Origin of the sequence: Streptomyces sp. NPDC012510 (genome assembly GCF_042955065.1) — a bacterium.
GTDB lineage: Bacteria > Actinomycetota > Actinomycetes > Streptomycetales > Streptomycetaceae > Streptomyces.
The window spans coordinates 142,979-160,702 of record NZ_JBIBEN010000003.1 but is presented as its reverse complement, the minus strand read 5'-3'; the positions used below and the strand labels follow the sequence as shown (position 1 = coordinate 160,702).

Genomic DNA, 17,724 nt, shown 5'->3' with positions numbered 1-17,724 from the left:
CGTTGGCTGCCACAGGGCTGCGCGAGCTGCTGCGCGGCGTCCGTTACGAGGTGCTCCCCGCGAAGGCGACCGAGGACAAGGTCCTCGCCCATGTTCCGCGCGACGTCGTCGTCACCGTGACGGCGTCGCCGGTCAAGGGCCTCAAGCCCACCCTCGACCTCACCACCCGACTGGCGGCGCACGGCTACCACGTCGTCCCGCACGTGCCCGCGCGACTGCTGCGGGACGACGCCCACCTCAAGGAGGTCGTCGACCGGCTGCGCGAGGCGGGTGTGGACGACGTCTTCGTCCCGGCCGGCGACGCCGACCCTCCGGCCGGGATCTACGACGGTGCGCTGCCGGTGCTGCGCGGGCTGAGCGAGCTGGGCAGCCCCTTCGCCGGCGTCGGCGTCACCGGCTACCCCGAGAGTCATCCGCTCATCCATGACGACGTCACCATCCAGGCGATGTGGGACAAGCGGGAACTCGCCACCTACGTCGTGAGCAACCTGTGCTTCGATCCACGTGTCCTCGGGGAATGGATCGGCAGGGTCCGGAACCGGGGTGTCGGCCTGCCCGTCTACGTGGGTGTGGCCGGGCCCGTGCAGCGGGCGAAGCTGCTGACCATGGCGACGAAGATCGGGGTGGGGGAGTCGACGCGCTTCCTGGCGAAACACGCCTCGTGGTTCCTGCGGTTCGCTGCCCCGGGCGGGTACGCACCCGAACGGCTGCTGGCCCGCACCCAGGAGGCCCTCACCGCGCCCTCGGCCGGGGTGGCCGGTCTGCACCTGTTCACGTTCAACCAGATCGCCGAGACGGAGCGGTGGCGCCGCGCGCTGCTGGACCGGCTGGGCGGCTGAACCGGGAGAAGGATGGCAGACCACCACGACAGGGGCGGGGCCGAATCCGGCCCCGCCCCGTGATCGCGTGTCGCTCAGCGAAAGACCACCGTGCGGTTGCCGTCCACCATCACGCGGCTCTCGCTGTGCCACTTCACCGCGTGTGCGAGCACCTGCGCCTCCACGTCCCGCCCGACGGTGACCAGCTCGCCCGGGTCGAGCGAGTGGTTCACCCGGACCACGTCCTGCTCGATGATCTGTCCCTCGTCCAGGTCCGAGGTCACATAGTGCGCCGTCGCGCCGACGAGTTTCACTCCGCGCCGGTAGGCCTGGTCGTAGGGGCGGGCGCCCTTGAAGCTGGGGAGGAAGGAGTGGTGGATGTTGATGGCGCGGCCCTCCAACTGCTTGCACAGGTCGTCGGAGAGGATCTGCATGTAGCGGGCCAGCACCACCAGGTCGATGTCCAGTTCGCGGACGAGCTCCAGCAGGCGTGCCTCGGCCTCGGCCTTGGTGTCCCTGGTCACCGGGATGTGGTGGAAGGGGACGCCGTAGGTCTTGGCGAGGCCCTCGAAGTCACGGTGGTTGGAGACGATCGCGGGAATCTCGATGTTGAGGGCGCCGGTGCGCCGGCGGAAGAGCAGGTCGTTCAGGCAGTGGCCGAACTTCGACACCATGATCAGGGTCCGGGTCGGCGTGGCCGCCTCGCTCAGGTTCCAGGAGATGCCGTAGGCCTGGGCCACGGGACCGAACCGGTCACGCAGATGCGCCATGTCGGCGTCCGGATCGGAGACGTCGAAGTGGACCCTCATGAAGAAACGACCCTGAAGTCGGTCGTCGAACTGCTGGCTCTCCAGGATGTTTCCGGAGTTCCTGACGAGATAGCCGCTCACGGCGTGAACCAGCCCGGCGCTGTCCGGACAGGAGAGAGTGAGGACGTACTCGCGGCCAGGTTGCGGGCGAGGGGACATGGGCGGCCTCCGATGGTGCGTATTGCACAACATGGTGAGCGATACGCAACATGGTCGGCTCGGTGTCGCTCGTGGTCAAGGGCGGGAGGGTAATGGGGCGCATGGCGAAATCGTCATCAGCCAGCCTCTTGACGCAGGTCGGTCCATTCGACACTGTGTTCCACCACAAGCAATCGGGTGCACGATGCGCAACGAATTTCCATGAAAGGGCTCGTCGCGTGGCAGACCTGTACATGGATGGTGAATGGCGGGATCCGGTCGCCGGAGGGCGCCGGGAGATCCGCTGTCCCGCCGACGGCTCGCTCGCGGCGACCGTCTCGGAGGGGACACGCCCCGACACCGAGGCCGCGATCTCCGCGGCCCGCCGGGCCTTCGACGCGGGGCCATGGCCGAAGACCCCCGAGCGTGAGCGCGGCGCGCTGCTGCTGCGCACCGCCGACATCATCGAGCGCGACGCCGAGGACTTCGCCCGCGCCGAGTCGCTGGACACCGGGAAACGACTGGTGGAGAGCGCGTACGACATCGCCGATGTCGTCTCCTGCTTCCGCTACTACGGCGGACTCGGCGGCACCGACGCCGGCCGGGTGATCGACACCGGACGCGACGACGCCGTCAGCCGCGTCGTGTACGAGCCGATCGGTGTGTGCGCACTGATCACGCCCTGGAACTATCCGCTTCTGCAAGCCAGTTGGAAGGTCGCCCCGGCGCTGCTCGCCGGCAACACGATCATCCTCAAGCCCAGCGAGCTCACCCCCTCCACCTCCATCCTGCTGATGAGGGCGCTGGAGGAGGCCGGACTCCCGGCCGGCGCCGCGAACCTCGTCCTGGGCACCGGCGTCGAGGTGGGCGCACCGCTGTCCGAGGACCCGGCCGTGGACATGGTCTCCTTCACCGGAGGCCTCCAGACCGGCAAACGGATCATGGCCACCGCCGCCGCGACCGTGAAGAAGGTGGCGCTGGAACTCGGCGGCAAGAACCCCAATGTCGTCTTCGCCGACGCCGACTTCGAGACGGCCGTGGACTTCGCGCTCACGGCCGTGTTCCTGCACTCGGGACAGGTCTGCTCGGCCGGTGCCCGGCTGATCGTCGAGGACTCCCTGCACGACGCCTTCGTCGACGAGGTCGTCCGACGGGCCCGGCGGATCCGGCTCGGTGGCCCCTTCGACCCCGAGGCCGAGACCGGGGCGCTGATTTCCGCACAGCACCTGGACAAGGTCGAGGCATATGTCGCCGCGGGCCTCGCCGAGGGAGCCGTACTGCGCTGTGGCGGCGCACGGCCCGACGACCCGGCGCTCGGATGCGGCCACTACTACCCGCCGACCGTTCTCGACGAGTGCCGGCAGGACATGCGCGTGGTGCACGAGGAGTCCTTCGGGCCCGTGCTGACCGTGGAGCGCTTCACCGACGAGGACGACGCCGTACGCATCGCCAACGACACCGAGTACGGACTCGCCGGAGCCGTCTGGACGCAGGACGCGGGCAAGGCCCAGCGGATGGCCCGGAGGCTGCGCCACGGCACGGTGTGGATCAACGACTACCACCCCTATGTGCCGCAAGCGGAATGGGGTGGCTTCGGGCATTCGGGCGTGGGCCGCGAGCTGGGACCGACCGGCCTCGACGAGTACCGAGAGCCCAAGCACATCTGGCAGAACATCCAACCCCGGCCGCAGCGCTGGTTCAGCGGCTGAACGCCGAAAAGAGGTCGATCGTGACCCCAGTAAAGATCGAGGTGCCGCAGCGGCGCGGCACACCCCAGGACTCGGACGGCACGCCGGTCATATCCGTGCGCGGGCTGTGGAAGGTGTTCGGGCCGAAGGCCGAGCAGGTCCCGGAATCCGAGGAGTTGTGCGGGCTCACCCGTCGTGAGCTCATGGACCGCACCGGCTGCACCGCCGCCGTACGCGACGTGAACTTCGAGGTCGCGCCCGGCGAGGTCTTCGTCGTCATGGGCCTGTCCGGCTCCGGCAAGTCCACGCTCGTGCGATGTCTGACCCGGCTGATCGAACCCACCGCCGGTGAGATCGTCTTCGAGGGCGAGAACATCCGCGACGCGGACGCGGGACGCCTGCGCGAACTGCGCCGCCGCAAGTTCTCCATGGTCTTCCAGCACTTCGGGCTGCTGCCCCACCGCCGGGTCATCGACAACGTGGCCTTCGGCCTGGAGATCCGCGGCATGAGCAAGGCACAACGCGTCCAACAGGCCCAGGAGGTAGTGGAGTTGGTCGGCCTCGCCGGCTACGAGAACTCCTACCCCGACCAGCTGTCCGGCGGTATGCAGCAGCGTGTCGGCCTCGCCCGGGCGCTGGCCGGCGACCCCGACGTCCTCTTCTTCGACGAGCCGTTCTCCGCGCTCGACCCGCTGATCCGCCGGGACATGCAGAACGAGGTCATCCGCCTCCACCACGAGGTCGGCAAGACCATGGTGTTCATCACCCACGACCTCTCCGAGGCCCTCAAACTGGGCGACCGCATCCTGATCATGCGCGACGGCAAGATGGTCCAGTGCGGCACCGGCGACGAGTTGGTGGGCGCCCCGGCCGACGACTACGTGCGCGAGTTCGTCAAGGACGTACCGCGCGGTGAGGTGCTGACCCTGCGGTGGATCATGCGCCCGGCCGCGCCCGACGACGCTTTGGACGGCCCCGAGCTGGGCCCGGACGTCGTGGTGCGGGAGGCCACCCGGGCGGTGCTCGCGGCCGAGAAGCCGGTGAAGGTCGTAGAGAACGGCAAGCTGCTCGGCATCGTCGGCGACGAGGAGATCCTCGCGGTGGTCGCCGGGCAGGAAGGCGACGTGTGATGGCCGCCGTCGTAGAGAAAACGGATAAGCCGGATAAAGCGGTCGAGTTGGCGAAGGTGCCGGAACCCGCGCCCGTCGCCGGGGTACGCAAGGTCAGCCGTGGCATGGTCGTGGGCGCGATCCTTCTCGTCTGGCTGGTGTTGTTCGCCGTGCTGCGCGGGAAACACACCCTGACCCTGGCGGCGGCGGACCTGACCGACCTGCACCGGTGGTTCAACGACGTCAATGACTCGATCGGCGCGAACCGCAACTCCAACCCGCTCTTCCTCTACTTCTTCAACGAGATCCGCCTGGTCATCGACACCCTGGTGACCTTCGTCCAGGAGCTGATCTCGCAGCCGTCCGGGGACCGCCCCGTCCCGCAGATCGGCTGGCTCGGTGTCGTCGGCATCGCCGGCTATGTCTCCTGGGCCGTGGGCAACTGGAGGGTCGCGCTGCTGGCGGTGGCCGGCTTCACCTTCCTCGGGGTGCAGGGCCTGTGGCAGGAGAGCATGGACACCCTGGCGCTCACCCTCTCCGCGGTCTTCGTGGCGCTGCTGTTCGCGATCCCGCTGGGCGTGTGGGCGGGGCTGTCCGACCGGTTCAACCGGATCGTGACGCCCTTCCTGGACTTCATGCAGACGATGCCGACCTTCGTCTACCTGGCCCCGCTGACCCTGTTCTTCCTCATCGGCGGCGCCTCCGCCACGATCGCCACCGTGATCTACGCGGCTCCACCGGCGATCCGCATCACCGCGCACGCCATCCGCTCCGTGCCCGCGACCACCGTCGAGGCTGCCGACTCGCTGGGTGCGACGCGGCGGCAGGCACTGCTGAAGGTCCTGCTGCCGATGTCCAAGCGGACCGTGGTGATGGGCGTCAACCAGTCCATCATGGCCGCCCTCGCCATGGTCACCATCGCCGCCCTGATCGGTGCGCCCGGCCTCGGCAGGACCGTCGTCCAGGCCCTGCAGTCCCTCGACGTCGGTACGGCCTTCAACGCGGGCCTCTCCATCGTCGTGATGGCGGTCGTCCTGGACCGGGTCACGACCGCCGCCAGCACCCGCGCGAAGGCGGGCAGAAGTTCGAAGAATCGCTTCCTCGCCTGGCGGCGGCGCCTCCTGGGCGCCGGCGCGGTGGTCACGGCGGTCCTCGTCTACTTGTCGCACACCTACGTCTGGGCGGCCGAGTTCCCCGGCGAGGGCGGCGCGGGCAGCTCCATCGCGAGCGCGGCCGACACCACGACGACCTGGGTGCAGGACGAGCTCTCGGGCTTCACCAACGCCGTCCGTGACACCCTCACCAACGGCCTCCTGAACCCCTTCCAGTCGCTGCTCACCGACTCCCCGTGGTGGCTCGTCGGCGCGGTGCTGATCGCTCTGGGCGTCGTGTTCGGCGGCTGGCGTGCCGGGCTCACCACGGCCGTGTGCGTGGGCCTGCTGGTCGGCACCGGTGTGTGGTCGGACGGCATGACGACGATGGCGTTGAGCCTCGTCGCCACGGTGCTGGTGATGCTGATCGGCGTCTTCTTCGGCGTGTGGATGGCACGCAGCGCGCTGGTCGACCGGCTGCTGCGCCCCACTCTGGACGCGGCCCAGGTCATGCCGCCGTTCGTCTATCTCGTCCCGTTTCTCGCGCTGTTCGGCCCGACCCGCTTCACCGCGATCGTCGCCGCCGTCGTCTACGCGGCCCCCGTCGCCGTGAAGATCATCGCGGACGGGATACGGAACGTCCCCGCGACCACCGTGGAAGCGGCCACCTCCGCCGGGTGCAACACCTGGCAGATCATCACCAAGGTCCAGCTGCCGATGGCACGCGGTGCCCTGACTCTCGCCACGAACCAGGGTCTCATCTACGTGCTGTCGATGGTCGTCGTGGGCGGTCTTGTGGGCGCCGGGGCCCTCGGCTACGACGTCGTCGCCGGCTTCTCGCAGGGGCAGCTGTACGGGAAGGGGCTGGCCGCAGGGCTGGCCATCGTCCTTCTCGGAGTCATGTTCGACAGGATCACTCAGGCAGCGGCGCGGCGTGCCGGCGCATAAGGAGCTACGGACCATGGCAGGACACGTAAAACACTGGAGAGTCGGCGCGGCCGGCATAGCCGTCCTCGCACTCGCCCTCACGGCCTGCGGAGGGGCCAAGGTCGGTGACGACTCCTCGGTGTCCGACAGCTCGGGAGGCTCCGCCGAGTGCGGCACCTTCAACCTCGCGGTCAACCCGTGGGTGGGCTACGAGGCCAACGCGGCGGTCATCACGTACGTCGCGGAGAAGGACCTCGGCTGCAAGGTCGTCAAGAAGGACCTCAAGGAGGAGATCGCCTGGCAGGGCTTCGGGACGGGCGAGGTCGACGCCGTCGTCGAGAACTGGGGCCACAACGACCTGAAGAAGAAGTACATCACCGACCAGAAGACCGCCGTCGAGGCCGGCTCCACCGGCAACGAAGGTCTCATCGGCTGGTACGTGCCGCCGTGGCTGGCCAAGGAGCACCCGGACATCACCGACTGGAACAACCTGAACAAGTACGCGGACAAGTTCAAGACCTCCGAGTCGGGCGGCAAGGGGCAGCTGCTCGACGGCGACCCGTCGTTCGAAACCAACGACGAGGCCCTGGTGAAGAACCTGAAGCTGGACTACAAGGTGGTGTACGGGGGCAGCGAGACCGCGCTCATCCAGGCCTTCCGCGACGCGGAGAAGAACAAGAAGTGGCTGATCGGCTACTTCTACGAGCCGCAGTGGTTCCTGGCCGAGGTGCCGCTCGTCAAGGTCAAGCTGCCCGACTACAAGGCGGGCTGCGACGCCGACGCGGAGAAGGTCGCCTGCGACTACCCTGTGTACAAGCTGGACAAGATCGTCAGCGCGAAGTTCGCCAAGTCGGGCAGCCCGGCCTATGACCTGGTCAAGAACTTCACCTGGACCAACGACGACCAGAACGTCGTGGCGAAGTACATCGCGGTGGACAAGATGACGCCCGAGGCGGCGGCCGAGAAGTGGGTCGAGGCGAACCGGGACAAGGTGAAGGCCTGGATCAAGTAGCAGCGGAGGCCGGACGCCAAGAACCGGTCGACCGCGCCCGGTGCGGTGCGCATCCCGTGCGCACCGCCCACCGGGCATCGCTGTGTTCAGGCCCTCTTTCCGGTCCCTTTCCCGGACGTGGTCGGACTACTGAACGCGAACGCACAGCTGTCACCTGGATCGCGACCGCCAACGAAATACTCGCGAAGGTCCGACTCATCGAGACCTGGGTGAAGAAACTCGTCAGTAATAACTCGAAGTAACGCGAACCGGGTCACGAGACACTGATGGGGGGCCGACAGCGAGCTGTCGGCCCCCCATGGGGCATTGTGCGTCGGTCAGACCGAATGAGTCAGTGCGCGACAATCCACATCAGCCATTGAAGGGGCACTTCTTGATGATGAAGAATGCTTTTCCGGGCTGGTCCACACCAAGAACTCCCTGGTTGCCGGGCCTTGAGCTGCCGACGACGAGGTCCGCGCCCTTGAAGTACTTGGTTTTGGAGTGCCACAGGACCCGGCCACCGGAATACTGGTAGAATCGCACATCGCCGTTCTTGGCGACCTGTACGTACGCGGACGGGCCGCTGAGGTGCCCCTTGGCCTTGTATATCGTGCAGGTCAAGGCCTTGTAGGTCATGTAGATGTTGTAGTTCTTCCCGACACAGAACCTGGCCTTCCGCGACGCGGGACCATCGGTGATGCACTTCCCCGCCTTGAGCTTTTTGCCATTGGCCAGGCGATTTTTCGGCGCCGCGCTTGCAGGGCTGGCCGCGCCCAGGGCGACCGCAACCGCGACTGCGAAGACGGCCGCGTGACGCACGGGCCGGTAGCTGATTCTGAAATTACGCGCCATGGCGCATTCCTCCCCGTTGACGAATGGAACTCAGTCAATTTTACCGTGTTCCCATTCCGGGCAGGATCTTATCCCAAGGGTGCATTCGCTGGATGCCCCCGAGATCTTTTTGCAGTATCTTCACAATTCACTTGTCAAGACTTTTCGTGAGGGTTCGCCCATCTCTCTGATGGGCCGCTTTGGCTGTCCGGGCTGAGGGTGGGCATCCCGGCGGTCCGGCTGTCACGTCGGTTGGGTACCGGGTTCCATATCGGCGCGAACCACAACTCCCACCCGCTCTTTTTCTCCTTCTTCAGCCATGCCGACCTTCGTCTGTCTGGCCCCGCTTATCCTGTTCTTCCTCATCGGCGGCGCCTCCGCCGCGTTCGCCCTGGTGATCTACGCGGCCCCGCCGGCGATCCGGATCACCGCGCACGCCATCCGGTCCGTGCCCGAGGCCACGGTCGAGGCGGCCGACTCGCTCGGCGCGACCCGGCGGCAGTCCCTGCTGAAGGTCCTGCTGTCGATGTCCAAGCGGGCCATGGTCATGCGCGTCAACCAGTCGATCATGGCTGCCCTCGCCATGGCGTCGCGGACCGTTTCCCGGGCCGCTCGGAGGCTCGTTCTCCCGGCCGTTCCCCGACGTCATGGACCCCCTTGACACCCACCTGCACGGAAGGCACATTGTGTTGCGCAACCTGAATCATGTTGCGTGGACAGCAACGTGATCGGCTCGACTGGTTTACAAACCGGAGGTGCGGCGATGGCGGGACCCCGAGTGGTCATCATCGGAGCGGGCGTCGTGGGCGCGGCACTCGCGGACGAGATCTCCGCGCGCGGCTGGACCGAAGTGACCGTGGTCGACCAGGGCCCGCTCCCGGCCACCGGGGGCTCGACCTCGCACGCGCCGGGACTGGTCTTCCAGACCAACTCCTCGAAGACCATGACCGAAATGGCGCGCTACACCGTCGAGAAGTTCTGCTCCCTCGACGTCGACGGCAAGCCCTGCTTCCTCCAGGTCGGCGGGCTGGAGGTGGCGACCACCCCCGAGCGGCTCACGGAACTGCGCCGCCGCCACGGCTGGATCACGGCCTGGGGCATCGAGTCCCGGCTGCTGACCGCCGAGGAGTGCGTCGAGCAGCACCCCCTGGTGAACCCCGACAAGGTCCTCGGTGGCCTCCTGGTCCCGACGGACGGGCTCGCCAAGGCCGTCCTCGCCGTCGAGGCCCAGATCCGCCGGGCAACCGAGCGCGGCGTGCGCTTCCTCGCCCGCCACGAGGTCCTCGACGTACAGCACGACGAGGGCCGCGTCACCGGTGTCCTCACCGACCAGGGTGAGATCCCCGCCGACATCGTGGTGTGCTGCGCCGGCATCTGGGGCCCGAAGATCGCCCGCATGGTCGGCATGAACCTGCCGCTCACCCCGCTGGCCCACCAGCTGGCCTGGACCGGCCCCGTCCCGGCGCTCGCAGGCCAGACGGAGGAGGCGGTCCGCCCGATCCTGCGCCACCAGGACGCGGACCTCTACTACCGCGACCGCTTCGACGGCCTGGGCATCGGCTACTACGGCCACCGCCCGATGCCGATCTCCGCCGACGACATCCTCTCCGTGGACGAGGCCGACGATATGCCGTCGGTCCTGAAGTTCACCGAGGAGGACTTCGAGGACGCCTGGACCGAGACGCAGGCTCTGCTTCCCTCCACCCGGGAGGCGAAGGTCGAGGAGGGCATCAACGGCCTGTTCTCCTTCACCACCGACAACTTCCCGCTCCTCGGCGAGTCCCAGGACGTCAAGGGCTTCTGGGTCGCCGAGGCCGTGTGGGTCACCCACTCCGCGGGCGTGGGCCGCGCGATGGCCGAATGGCTGGTCGACGGCTACTGCAGCTCCTTCGACCTGCACGAGTGCGACGTCAACCGCTTCGAACCGCACCAGCTGTCCCCGGAGTACGTCCTCGCCCGCGACTGCCAGAACTTCGTCGAGGTCTACGACATCCTCCACCCCCTCCAGCCGACGGGTGACCCGCGCCCGATCCGCAAGAGCCCCTTCCACACCCGCCAGGAGGAGCACGGCGCCTTCTTCCTGGAGGCGAACGGCTGGGAGCGCCCGCACTGGTACGAGGCCAACGCGGGCCTCGTCGAGGGCCGCTCCATCCCGACCCCCAACGACTGGGCGGCCCGGTTCTGGTCGCCGGTCGTCGGCGCCGAGGCGCAGGCCACCCGTGAGACCGTCGCGATGTACGACATGACGGCGCTCAAGCGCCTGGAGGTGACCGGCCAGGGTGCGGCCGACTTCCTGGAGAGCCTGACCACCAGCAAGGTGGCCAAGTCGGTCGGCGCGGTGACGTACACCCTGCTCCTGAACCACGACGGCGGCATCCGCAGTGACATCACCGTCGCCCGCCTCGCCCGCGACCGCTTCCAGATCGGCGCCAACGGCAACGTGGACCTCGACTGGTTCACCCGCCACCTCCCCGCCGACGGCACCGTCCAGGTCCGGGACATCACCCCCGGCACCTGCTGCATCGGCCTGTGGGGACCGCTGGCCCGCAAGGTCCTCCAGCCCCTGACGGACGAGGACTTCTCCAACGACGGCCTGAAGTACTTCCGCGCCAAGCAGGCCTACATCGGCTCGGTGCCGGTCACCGCGTGGCGGCTGTCCTACGTCGGTGAACTCGGCTGGGAGCTGTACACCACCGCCGACCAGGGCCTGAAGCTGTGGGACACCCTGTGGCGGGCGGCCGAGCCGCTCGGCGGCGTCATCGCCGGCCGCGGCGCCTTCAACAGCCTCCGCCTCGAGAAGGGGTACCGCTCCTTCGGCACCGACATGACCTACGAGCACGACCCCTACGAGGCCGGTGTCGGCTTCGCCGTCAAACTCGACAAGGGCGACTTCATCGGCAAGGCCGCCCTGGAGCGCCGCAGGGAGAACGTACGGCGCAAGCTGACCTGCCTCACGATCGACGACCCGCGGTCGGTCGTCCTGGGCAAGGAGCCCGTGTACGACGGAGACAGCGCGGTCGGCTACGTCACCAGCGCCGCCTACGGCTACACGATCGGCAAGGGCATCGCCTACGCCTGGCTCCCGGCCGAACTGGCCACCCCCGGCACCCCGTTGACGATCGGCTACTTCGACCAGCGCGTCGAAGCCGTCGTCGCCGAGGAGCCCCTGTTCGACCCCACCATGTCCCGCCTCCGTGGCTGACACCCCCGCGTCGACTCCGAGAGAAGGAACACCGCCGGTGAACGCACAGCTGCTCGACGGCAAGGCGACCGCCGCCGCCATCCGCCGCGAACTCGCCGAGCGCGTGGCCAAGTTGACGGCCACCGACGGCCGCCCGCCGGGCCTCGGCACGGTCCTGGTCGGCGACGACCCGGGCAGCCACGCCTACGTCGGCGGAAAGCACCGCGACTGCGCCCAGGTCGGCATCGCCTCCATCCGCCGGAACCTGCCGGCCGACGCCTCCCAGCAGCAGGTCGAGGAGACGATCGACGAGCTCAACGCCGACCCTGCCTGCACCGGCTACATCGTCCAGCTACCGCTCCCACCCCACCTGGACGCGAACGCCGTACTGGAACGCATGGACCCGGCCAAGGACGCCGACGGCCTGCACCCGGTCAACCTCGGCCGGCTCACCCTGGGCGTCGAGGCCCCGCTGCCCTGCACCCCACGCGGCATCGTCGAACTGCTCCGCCGCCACGACGTACCGCTCGCGGGTGCGCGCGTCTGTGTGATCGGACGGGGCATCACCGTGGGCCGCCCCATCGGCCTGCTCCTCACCCGCCGCTCCGAGAACGCCACCGTCACCCTTTGCCACACCGGGACCAAGGGCCTGGCCTGGCACGTCCGCGAGGCGGACATCGTCATCGCCGCCGCCGGCTCACCCGGGCTGATCACCAGGGACATGCTCCGCCCCGGCGCGGCCGTCCTGGACGTCGGTATCACCCGCACCGACCAGGGTCTGGTCGGCGACATCCACCCGGACGCCGCCCAGGTGGCCGGCTGGATCGCGCCCATGCCCGGCGGTGTGGGCCCCATGACCCGAGCGATGTTGCTGGCCAACGTCGTCGAGGCCGCCGAGAGGAACGCCACCGTCGTATGAACGCGCACGCCCCCGAGCCCCCGCGGTATCCGCACCTCGCAGAAGCCCTGTCAGAAGACGGAGACGTCCGATGAGCCCCCGCACCCCAGGCGCCGACCTCCCCGAGCACCCCGACTGGCTGTGGCGCGATCCCGAGCCCGCGAAGTCGTACGACGTAGTGATCGTCGGCGGCGGAGGACACGGCCTGGCCACCGCCCACTACCTCGCCAAGAACCACGGCATCACCAACGTCGCGGTCCTGGAGAAGGGCTGGCTCGCGGGCGGCAACATGGCCCGCAACACCACGATCATCCGTTCCAACTACCTGTGGGACGAGAGCGCCGGGATCTACGAGCACGCGCTCAGACTCTGGGAGGGGCTGGCGGAGGAGCTCGACTACCCGATCCTCTTCTCCCAGCGCGGCGTGCTGAACCTCGCGCACAGCCTCCAGGACGTCCGCGACAGCGTGCGCCGCGTCGAGGCGAACCGCCTCAACGGCGTGGACGCCGAGTGGCTCGACGCCGACGGCGTCAAGGACGTCTGCCCGATCGTCAACATCTCTCCGGACGTGCGCTATCCGGTCCTGGGCGCCACCTACCAGCCTCGCGCGGGCATCGCCAAGCACGACCACGTCGCCTGGGGCCTGGCCCGCTCGGCGGACGCCGCGGGCATCGACATCATCCAGAACTGCGAGGTCACCGGCCTCGACGTGGTCGGCAACCGCGTCATCGGCGTCCAGACCACCCGCGGGCCCATCGCGGCCGGCAAGGTGGCGCTCTGCTCGGCGGGCCACACCTCGGTCCTCGCCGCCATGGCGGGCATCGAGCTCCCCATCCAGAGCCACCCGTTGCAGGCCCTGGTCTCCGAACTCCTGGAGCCGGTGCACCCGACGGTCGTCATGTCCAACGCGGTCCATGTGTACGTCAGCCAGGCGCACAAGGGCGAGCTGGTGATGGGCGCGGGCATCGACGCGTACAACTCCTACACCCAGCGCGGTGCCTTCCACATCATCGAGGAGCAGATGTCGGCGGCCCTGGAGCTGTTCCCGGTGTTCGCCCGCGCCCATGTGCTGCGCACCTGGGGCGGCATCGTCGACGTCAGCCCCGACGCCTCACCGATCGTCGGGCTCAGTCCCGTCGACAACCTCTACCTCAACTGTGGCTGGGGAACGGGCGGATTCAAGGCCACCCCCGGCGTCGGCTGGGTCTACGCCCACACCATCGCCCACGACACCCCGCACGCCCTGAACGCCCCCTTCTCGCTCGACCGTTTCACCACCGGCGCGCTCGTCGACGAGCACGGCGCGGCCGCGGTGGCCCACTAGGGAGCCGAACCATGCTGCTCATCCCCTGCCCGTGGTGCGGGCCCCGCGACGAGGCCGAGTTCCACTACGGCGGCCAGGCACACGTGCCGTACCCGCAGGACCCGGCGTCCCTCTCCGACGAGGAGTGGGCCCGCTACCTCTTCTTCCGCGACAACGCCAAGGGCCCCTACGCCGAGCGCTGGAGCCACGCCGCGGGCTGCCGCCGCTGGTTCAACGCGGTACGGGACACATCGACGAACGAGATCCTTACGGTGTACAGGACAGGAGAGGAACGCCCGACGACATCGGAGCCGCGCCCCCTCACCTCTCACCCCAGCCCGGCACAACCAGCCCGTCCGGCGTTCGAGGACGAGGCCTCTTCAGGGCCGACGGGGGGCCGGGGGGCGGAGCTTTCCGGCGGGGTCGAAGGGGCGGAGCCCCTTCAGGATGGGACGGGTAGGGGCGGCGGGGGCGAGACAACCCAGCCGTTGCGCCACCCCACCCGCGGCAGAATCGACCGCGACACCCCCCTCACCTTCACCTTCGACGGCACCGAATACCAAGGCTTCCGAGGCGACACCCTCGCCTCCGCCCTCCTCGCCAACGGCGTCATCCACACCGGCACCAGCATCAAGCTCGGCCGCCCCCGCGGTATCTTCTCCGCCGGCGTCGAAGAGCCCAACGCCGTCATCCAGATCGAGGAACCCTTCCCCGAGCCGATGCTCCCCGCGACGACCGTCGAGCTGTACGACGGCCTGGTCGCGACCAGCCTCCCCGGCCAGGGCCGCCTGGCCACCGAACCGGACCCCGCCCGCTACGACGCCGTACACGCCCACTGCGACCTGCTGATCGTGGGCGCCGGCCCGGCCGGCCTCGCGGCAGCGGCGGCGGCAGCGAACAGCGGCGCCCGTGTCATCCTCGCCGACGACCAGCCGGAACCCGGCGGCAGCCTCCTCGGCACGGCCGAGCACCTCGACTGGGTGCGGGAGGTCCGGGAGCAGCTCGACGCCGCTCCCGAGGTCCGCGTCCTTCCCCGCACCACCGTCTTCGGCTACTACGACGACAACCACCTCCTCGCCGTCGAACGCCGCACCAACCACCTCGGCGCCGACGCCCCCGAGAACGTCGCCCGTGAACGCGTCTGGCGCATCCGCGCCCGCCGCGTCGTCCTCGCCACCGGCGCCCACGAGCGCTCGCTGGCCTTCGCGGACAATGACCGCCCCGGAGTGATGCTGGCCTCCTCGGCCCGCACCCACGTCAACCGCCAGGGCGTCCTGCCCGGCCGCCACGCGGTCGTTCTCACGACGAACGACAGCGCGTACGCGTCGGCGCTGGACCTGGCCTCGGCGGGCCTGACCATCGCGGCGATCGTCGACACCCGCCCCGAACCGGGGGAGTGGGCCGAGCGTGCTCGGGCGGCCGGCATCGAGGTGCTGGCCGGACACGCCGTCATCGGCACGGAGGGCGAGGCCCGCCTCACCGCCGTGACCGTGGCGCCGTACGGAGAGTCCGCGGGAGGCCGGGAGTTCGCGGCCGACCTGCTGCTGGTCTCCGGCGGCTGGAACCCGGTGGCGCACCTGTTCAGCCAGGCGGGCGGCAAGCTGCGCCACGACGACACACTCGGCGCGTTCGTCCCCGACACCGCCCGCCAGGCGGTCGAGGTCGCCGGCAGCGCGAGCGGTGCCCTGGACCCGGCCACGGTCCTGGCACAGGGCGCGGCAGCCGGTGCCCGCGCCGTCGAGGCCGAGGGATACACACCCGGGACACCGCGCCTGCCACAGGTGCCCGCGCAGCCGCGGCAGACGCCGCCGATGCACGTGTACGTCGTCCCGGGCGCCTCGGACGGCCCCCGTTTCGTCGACCTCCAGCGCGACGTCACCGTCGACGACCTGGCCCGCGCGACCGGCGCCGGTCTGCGATCGGTCGAGCACACCAAGCGCTACACCACGGCCGGTACCGCCAACGACCAGGGCAAGACCTCCGGCGTCCTGGCCGGCGGCGTCGTCGCCGAACTGCTCGGCGTGGACATCTCGGCGCTCGGCACGACGACCTTCCGTCCGCCGTACACGCCGGTCTCCTTCGCCGCCCTCGCGGGCCGCGACCGAGGAGCGCTGAGCGACCCGGTCCGCACGACCGCCATCCACGAGTGGCACGTCGCGCACGGCGCCCTGTTCGAGAACGTCGGCCAGTGGAAGCGCCCCTGGTACTACCCGCGGGACGGCGAGGACATGGAAGCCGCCGTGCTGCGCGAGTGCGCCGCGACCCGCGAGGGCGTCGGCTTCATGGACGCCTCCACCCTCGGCAAGATCGACGTGCAGGGCCCGGACGCCGGCGTCCTCCTCGACCGGCTCTACACCAACATGATGAGCACCTTGAAGGTCGGCATGATCCGCTACGGCGTGATGTGCCGCCCGGACGGCATGGTCTTCGACGACGGCACGGTCATCCGGGTCGCTCCTGAGCGCTTCCTGGTCACCACGACGACGGGCAACGCCGCCGCCGTACTGGACTGGATGGAGGAGTGGCTGCAGACCGAGTGGCCCGAGCTGAGGGTCCATTGCACCTCGGTGACCGAGCAGTGGTCGACGGTCGCCCTGGTCGGCCCCAAGTCCCGCGCGGTCCTCGCCGCCCTCGCGCCCCGACTGGCCGTGGGCAACGACGACTTCCCGTTCATGGCCTGGCGGGAGACGACCGTCGCGGGCATCGAGGCCCGGGTCTGCCGGATCAGCTTCTCCGGCGAACTCGCCTACGAGATCAACGTGTCACCGTGGCAGGGCCTCGCCCTGTGGGAGGCCGTGTACGAGGCCGGCGCCCCGTACGGCATCACCCCCTACGGCACGGAGACCATGCACGTCCTGCGCGCCGAGAAGGGCTACCCGATCATCGGCCAGGACACCGACGGCACCGTCACCCCCCAGGACCTCGGCATGAGCTGGGTGGTGTCGAAGAAGAAGCCCGACTTCATCGGCAAGCGCTCCTACGCCCGCGCCGACACCACCCGCGCCGACCGCAAGCACCTCGTCGGCCTGCTCCCGGAGGAACCGGACACCTTCCTCCCCGAGGGCACCCACCTGGTCGCCGACAGCGTGCTGCCCGCCCCGCCCGTCCCCATGCTCGGCCACGTCACCTCCAGCTACCGCAGCGCGGCTCTCGGCCGGACCTTCGCGCTCGCCCTGGTCAAGGGCGGCCGGGACCGCATCGGCGAGCGGCTGTACGCCCCCGTCGGCGACCAACTGGTCCCGGTGACCGTCGCCGGCCCCGTCCTCTACGACCCCGAGGGAGCCCGCCGCGATGGCTGAGACCGCCCTGAACGCCCCGCGCCGCAGCCCGCTGTCGCAGGTCGCGGACCGCCTGGCCGCCGTGACCCACGCCTCCGGGGGCGCGATCCGGCTGACCGAACTGCCCTTCCTGGCCCAACTGAACGTACGCCTGGACGCCAAGGGCGCGGCGGCGGATTCCGTCGGGCTGGCACTGGACCTGCAACTGCCGCTCCAGCCGAACACCGTCGCACGCGCGGGGGAGCTGACCGCGCTGTGGCTCGGCCCGGACGAGTGGCTGCTGGTGGGACCGCCGGGCAGCGAGCGGGACCTGGAGGGCCGGATCCGGGAGGCGGCGGGGGAGGAGCCCGTCTCCGTCACCGATGTCTCCGCGCAGCGCACCACACTCCTCGTCACGGGCCCCCGCGTCCGCGACCTCCTGGCTCACGGCTGCTCCCTGGACCTGCATCCGCGCACCTTCGGTGCCGGCCGCTGCGCTCAGACGACGCTGGGCCGTACCCAGGTGATCCTGGTCGCCAGGGACGAACCCAGGGCGGGATTCTGGGTCCTGGTGCGCTCGACGTTCGCCGGCTATCTGGCGGACTGGCTCCTCGACGCCGCGACGGAGTACGTCTGAGCGGCATGGACGGAATCGTCCCGTCACCCCTGTGGGAGCTCCG

General features: G+C 69.4%; 12 protein-coding genes and 1 pseudogene. 11 read left to right on the top strand and 2 right to left on the bottom strand.

Going from position 1 to position 17,724, the window contains the following annotated elements:
- The first annotated feature begins 2 nt into the window (after nucleotides 1–2).
- Entirely contained in the window at nucleotides 3–839 is an 837-nt protein-coding gene (locus ACFY9I_RS06170; RefSeq protein ID WP_390997316.1) for a 5,10-methylenetetrahydrofolate reductase, read from the top strand.
- 74 nt (nucleotides 840–913) lie between these two features.
- On the opposite strand, the gene purU is transcribed toward ACFY9I_RS06170, so the two are convergent.
- Nucleotides 914–1,786 (bottom strand): formyltetrahydrofolate deformylase, encoded by an 873-nt coding sequence (purU, locus tag ACFY9I_RS06165; RefSeq protein WP_390997314.1) that lies wholly within the window; start codon nucleotides 1,784–1,786, stop codon nucleotides 914–916.
- A gap of 218 nt (nucleotides 1,787–2,004) precedes the next feature.
- On the opposite strand from purU, the gene ACFY9I_RS06160 reads away from it, so the two are divergent.
- Genes ACFY9I_RS06160 through ACFY9I_RS06145 form a run of 4 tightly spaced genes read left to right on the top strand, consistent with a single transcriptional unit; the run spans nucleotide 2,005 to nucleotide 7,592 of the window.
- The gene (locus tag ACFY9I_RS06160) at nucleotides 2,005–3,474 is read left to right on the top strand and encodes an aldehyde dehydrogenase family protein (RefSeq protein ID WP_390997311.1); all 1,470 of its coding nucleotides are present in this window, start codon (nucleotides 2,005–2,007) and stop codon (nucleotides 3,472–3,474) included.
- Between the two features lie 20 nt (nucleotides 3,475–3,494).
- Nucleotides 3,495–4,583 carry a betaine/proline/choline family ABC transporter ATP-binding protein gene (locus ACFY9I_RS06155; RefSeq protein WP_390997308.1) on the top strand — a complete coding sequence of 363 codons (1,089 nt, stop codon included), beginning with the start codon at nucleotides 3,495–3,497 and terminating at the stop codon, nucleotides 4,581–4,583.
- On the top strand, nucleotides 4,583–6,601 hold the full coding sequence (locus tag ACFY9I_RS06150; RefSeq protein ID WP_390997305.1) for an ABC transporter permease subunit: 2,019 nt from the start codon (nucleotides 4,583–4,585) through the stop codon (nucleotides 6,599–6,601). The genes ACFY9I_RS06155 and ACFY9I_RS06150 overlap by 1 nt, the downstream gene beginning before the upstream one ends.
- Nucleotides 6,602–6,614: 13 nt before the next feature.
- Nucleotides 6,615–7,592 carry a glycine betaine ABC transporter substrate-binding protein gene (locus ACFY9I_RS06145; protein ID WP_390997304.1) on the top strand — a complete coding sequence of 326 codons (978 nt, stop codon included), beginning with the start codon at nucleotides 6,615–6,617 and terminating at the stop codon, nucleotides 7,590–7,592.
- 351 nt (nucleotides 7,593–7,943) lie between these two features.
- Here the strand turns inward: ACFY9I_RS06145 and ACFY9I_RS06140 are convergent, their stop codons facing one another.
- A complete protein-coding gene (locus ACFY9I_RS06140; RefSeq protein WP_390997302.1) occupies nucleotides 7,944–8,426 on the bottom strand; it encodes a hypothetical protein in 483 nt (160 codons plus the stop codon).
- Nucleotides 8,427–8,721: 295 nt separating this feature from the next.
- Here ACFY9I_RS06140 and ACFY9I_RS06135 point away from each other — a divergent pair.
- The 6 genes and pseudogenes from ACFY9I_RS06135 to ACFY9I_RS06110 all read left to right on the top strand — a co-directional run.
- Nucleotides 8,722–8,997, top strand: a pseudogene (locus ACFY9I_RS06135) (ABC transporter permease subunit); the annotation flags it as partial.
- A gap of 171 nt (nucleotides 8,998–9,168) precedes the next feature.
- Entirely contained in the window at nucleotides 9,169–11,607 is a 2,439-nt protein-coding gene (locus tag ACFY9I_RS06130) for an FAD-dependent oxidoreductase (RefSeq protein WP_390997300.1), read from the top strand.
- Nucleotides 11,608–11,644: 37 nt separating this feature from the next.
- Nucleotides 11,645–12,505, top strand: a complete 861-nt coding sequence (locus ACFY9I_RS06125) for a bifunctional methylenetetrahydrofolate dehydrogenase/methenyltetrahydrofolate cyclohydrolase (RefSeq protein ID WP_390997297.1) — start codon at nucleotides 11,645–11,647, stop codon at nucleotides 12,503–12,505.
- 70 nt (nucleotides 12,506–12,575) lie between these two features.
- Nucleotides 12,576–13,808 (top strand): sarcosine oxidase subunit beta family protein, encoded by a 1,233-nt coding sequence (locus tag ACFY9I_RS06120; RefSeq protein ID WP_390997295.1) that lies wholly within the window; start codon nucleotides 12,576–12,578, stop codon nucleotides 13,806–13,808.
- Nucleotides 13,809–13,819: 11 nt separating this feature from the next.
- The gene (locus ACFY9I_RS06115) at nucleotides 13,820–17,086 is read left to right on the top strand and encodes a sarcosine oxidase subunit delta family protein (RefSeq protein WP_390997292.1); all 3,267 of its coding nucleotides are present in this window, start codon (nucleotides 13,820–13,822) and stop codon (nucleotides 17,084–17,086) included.
- Nucleotides 17,079–17,681 (top strand): sarcosine oxidase subunit gamma family protein, encoded by a 603-nt coding sequence (locus tag ACFY9I_RS06110; protein ID WP_390997289.1) that lies wholly within the window; start codon nucleotides 17,079–17,081, stop codon nucleotides 17,679–17,681. Before ACFY9I_RS06115 ends, ACFY9I_RS06110 begins: the two co-directional genes overlap by 8 nt.
- The last annotated feature ends 43 nt before the right edge of the window (nucleotides 17,682–17,724 follow it).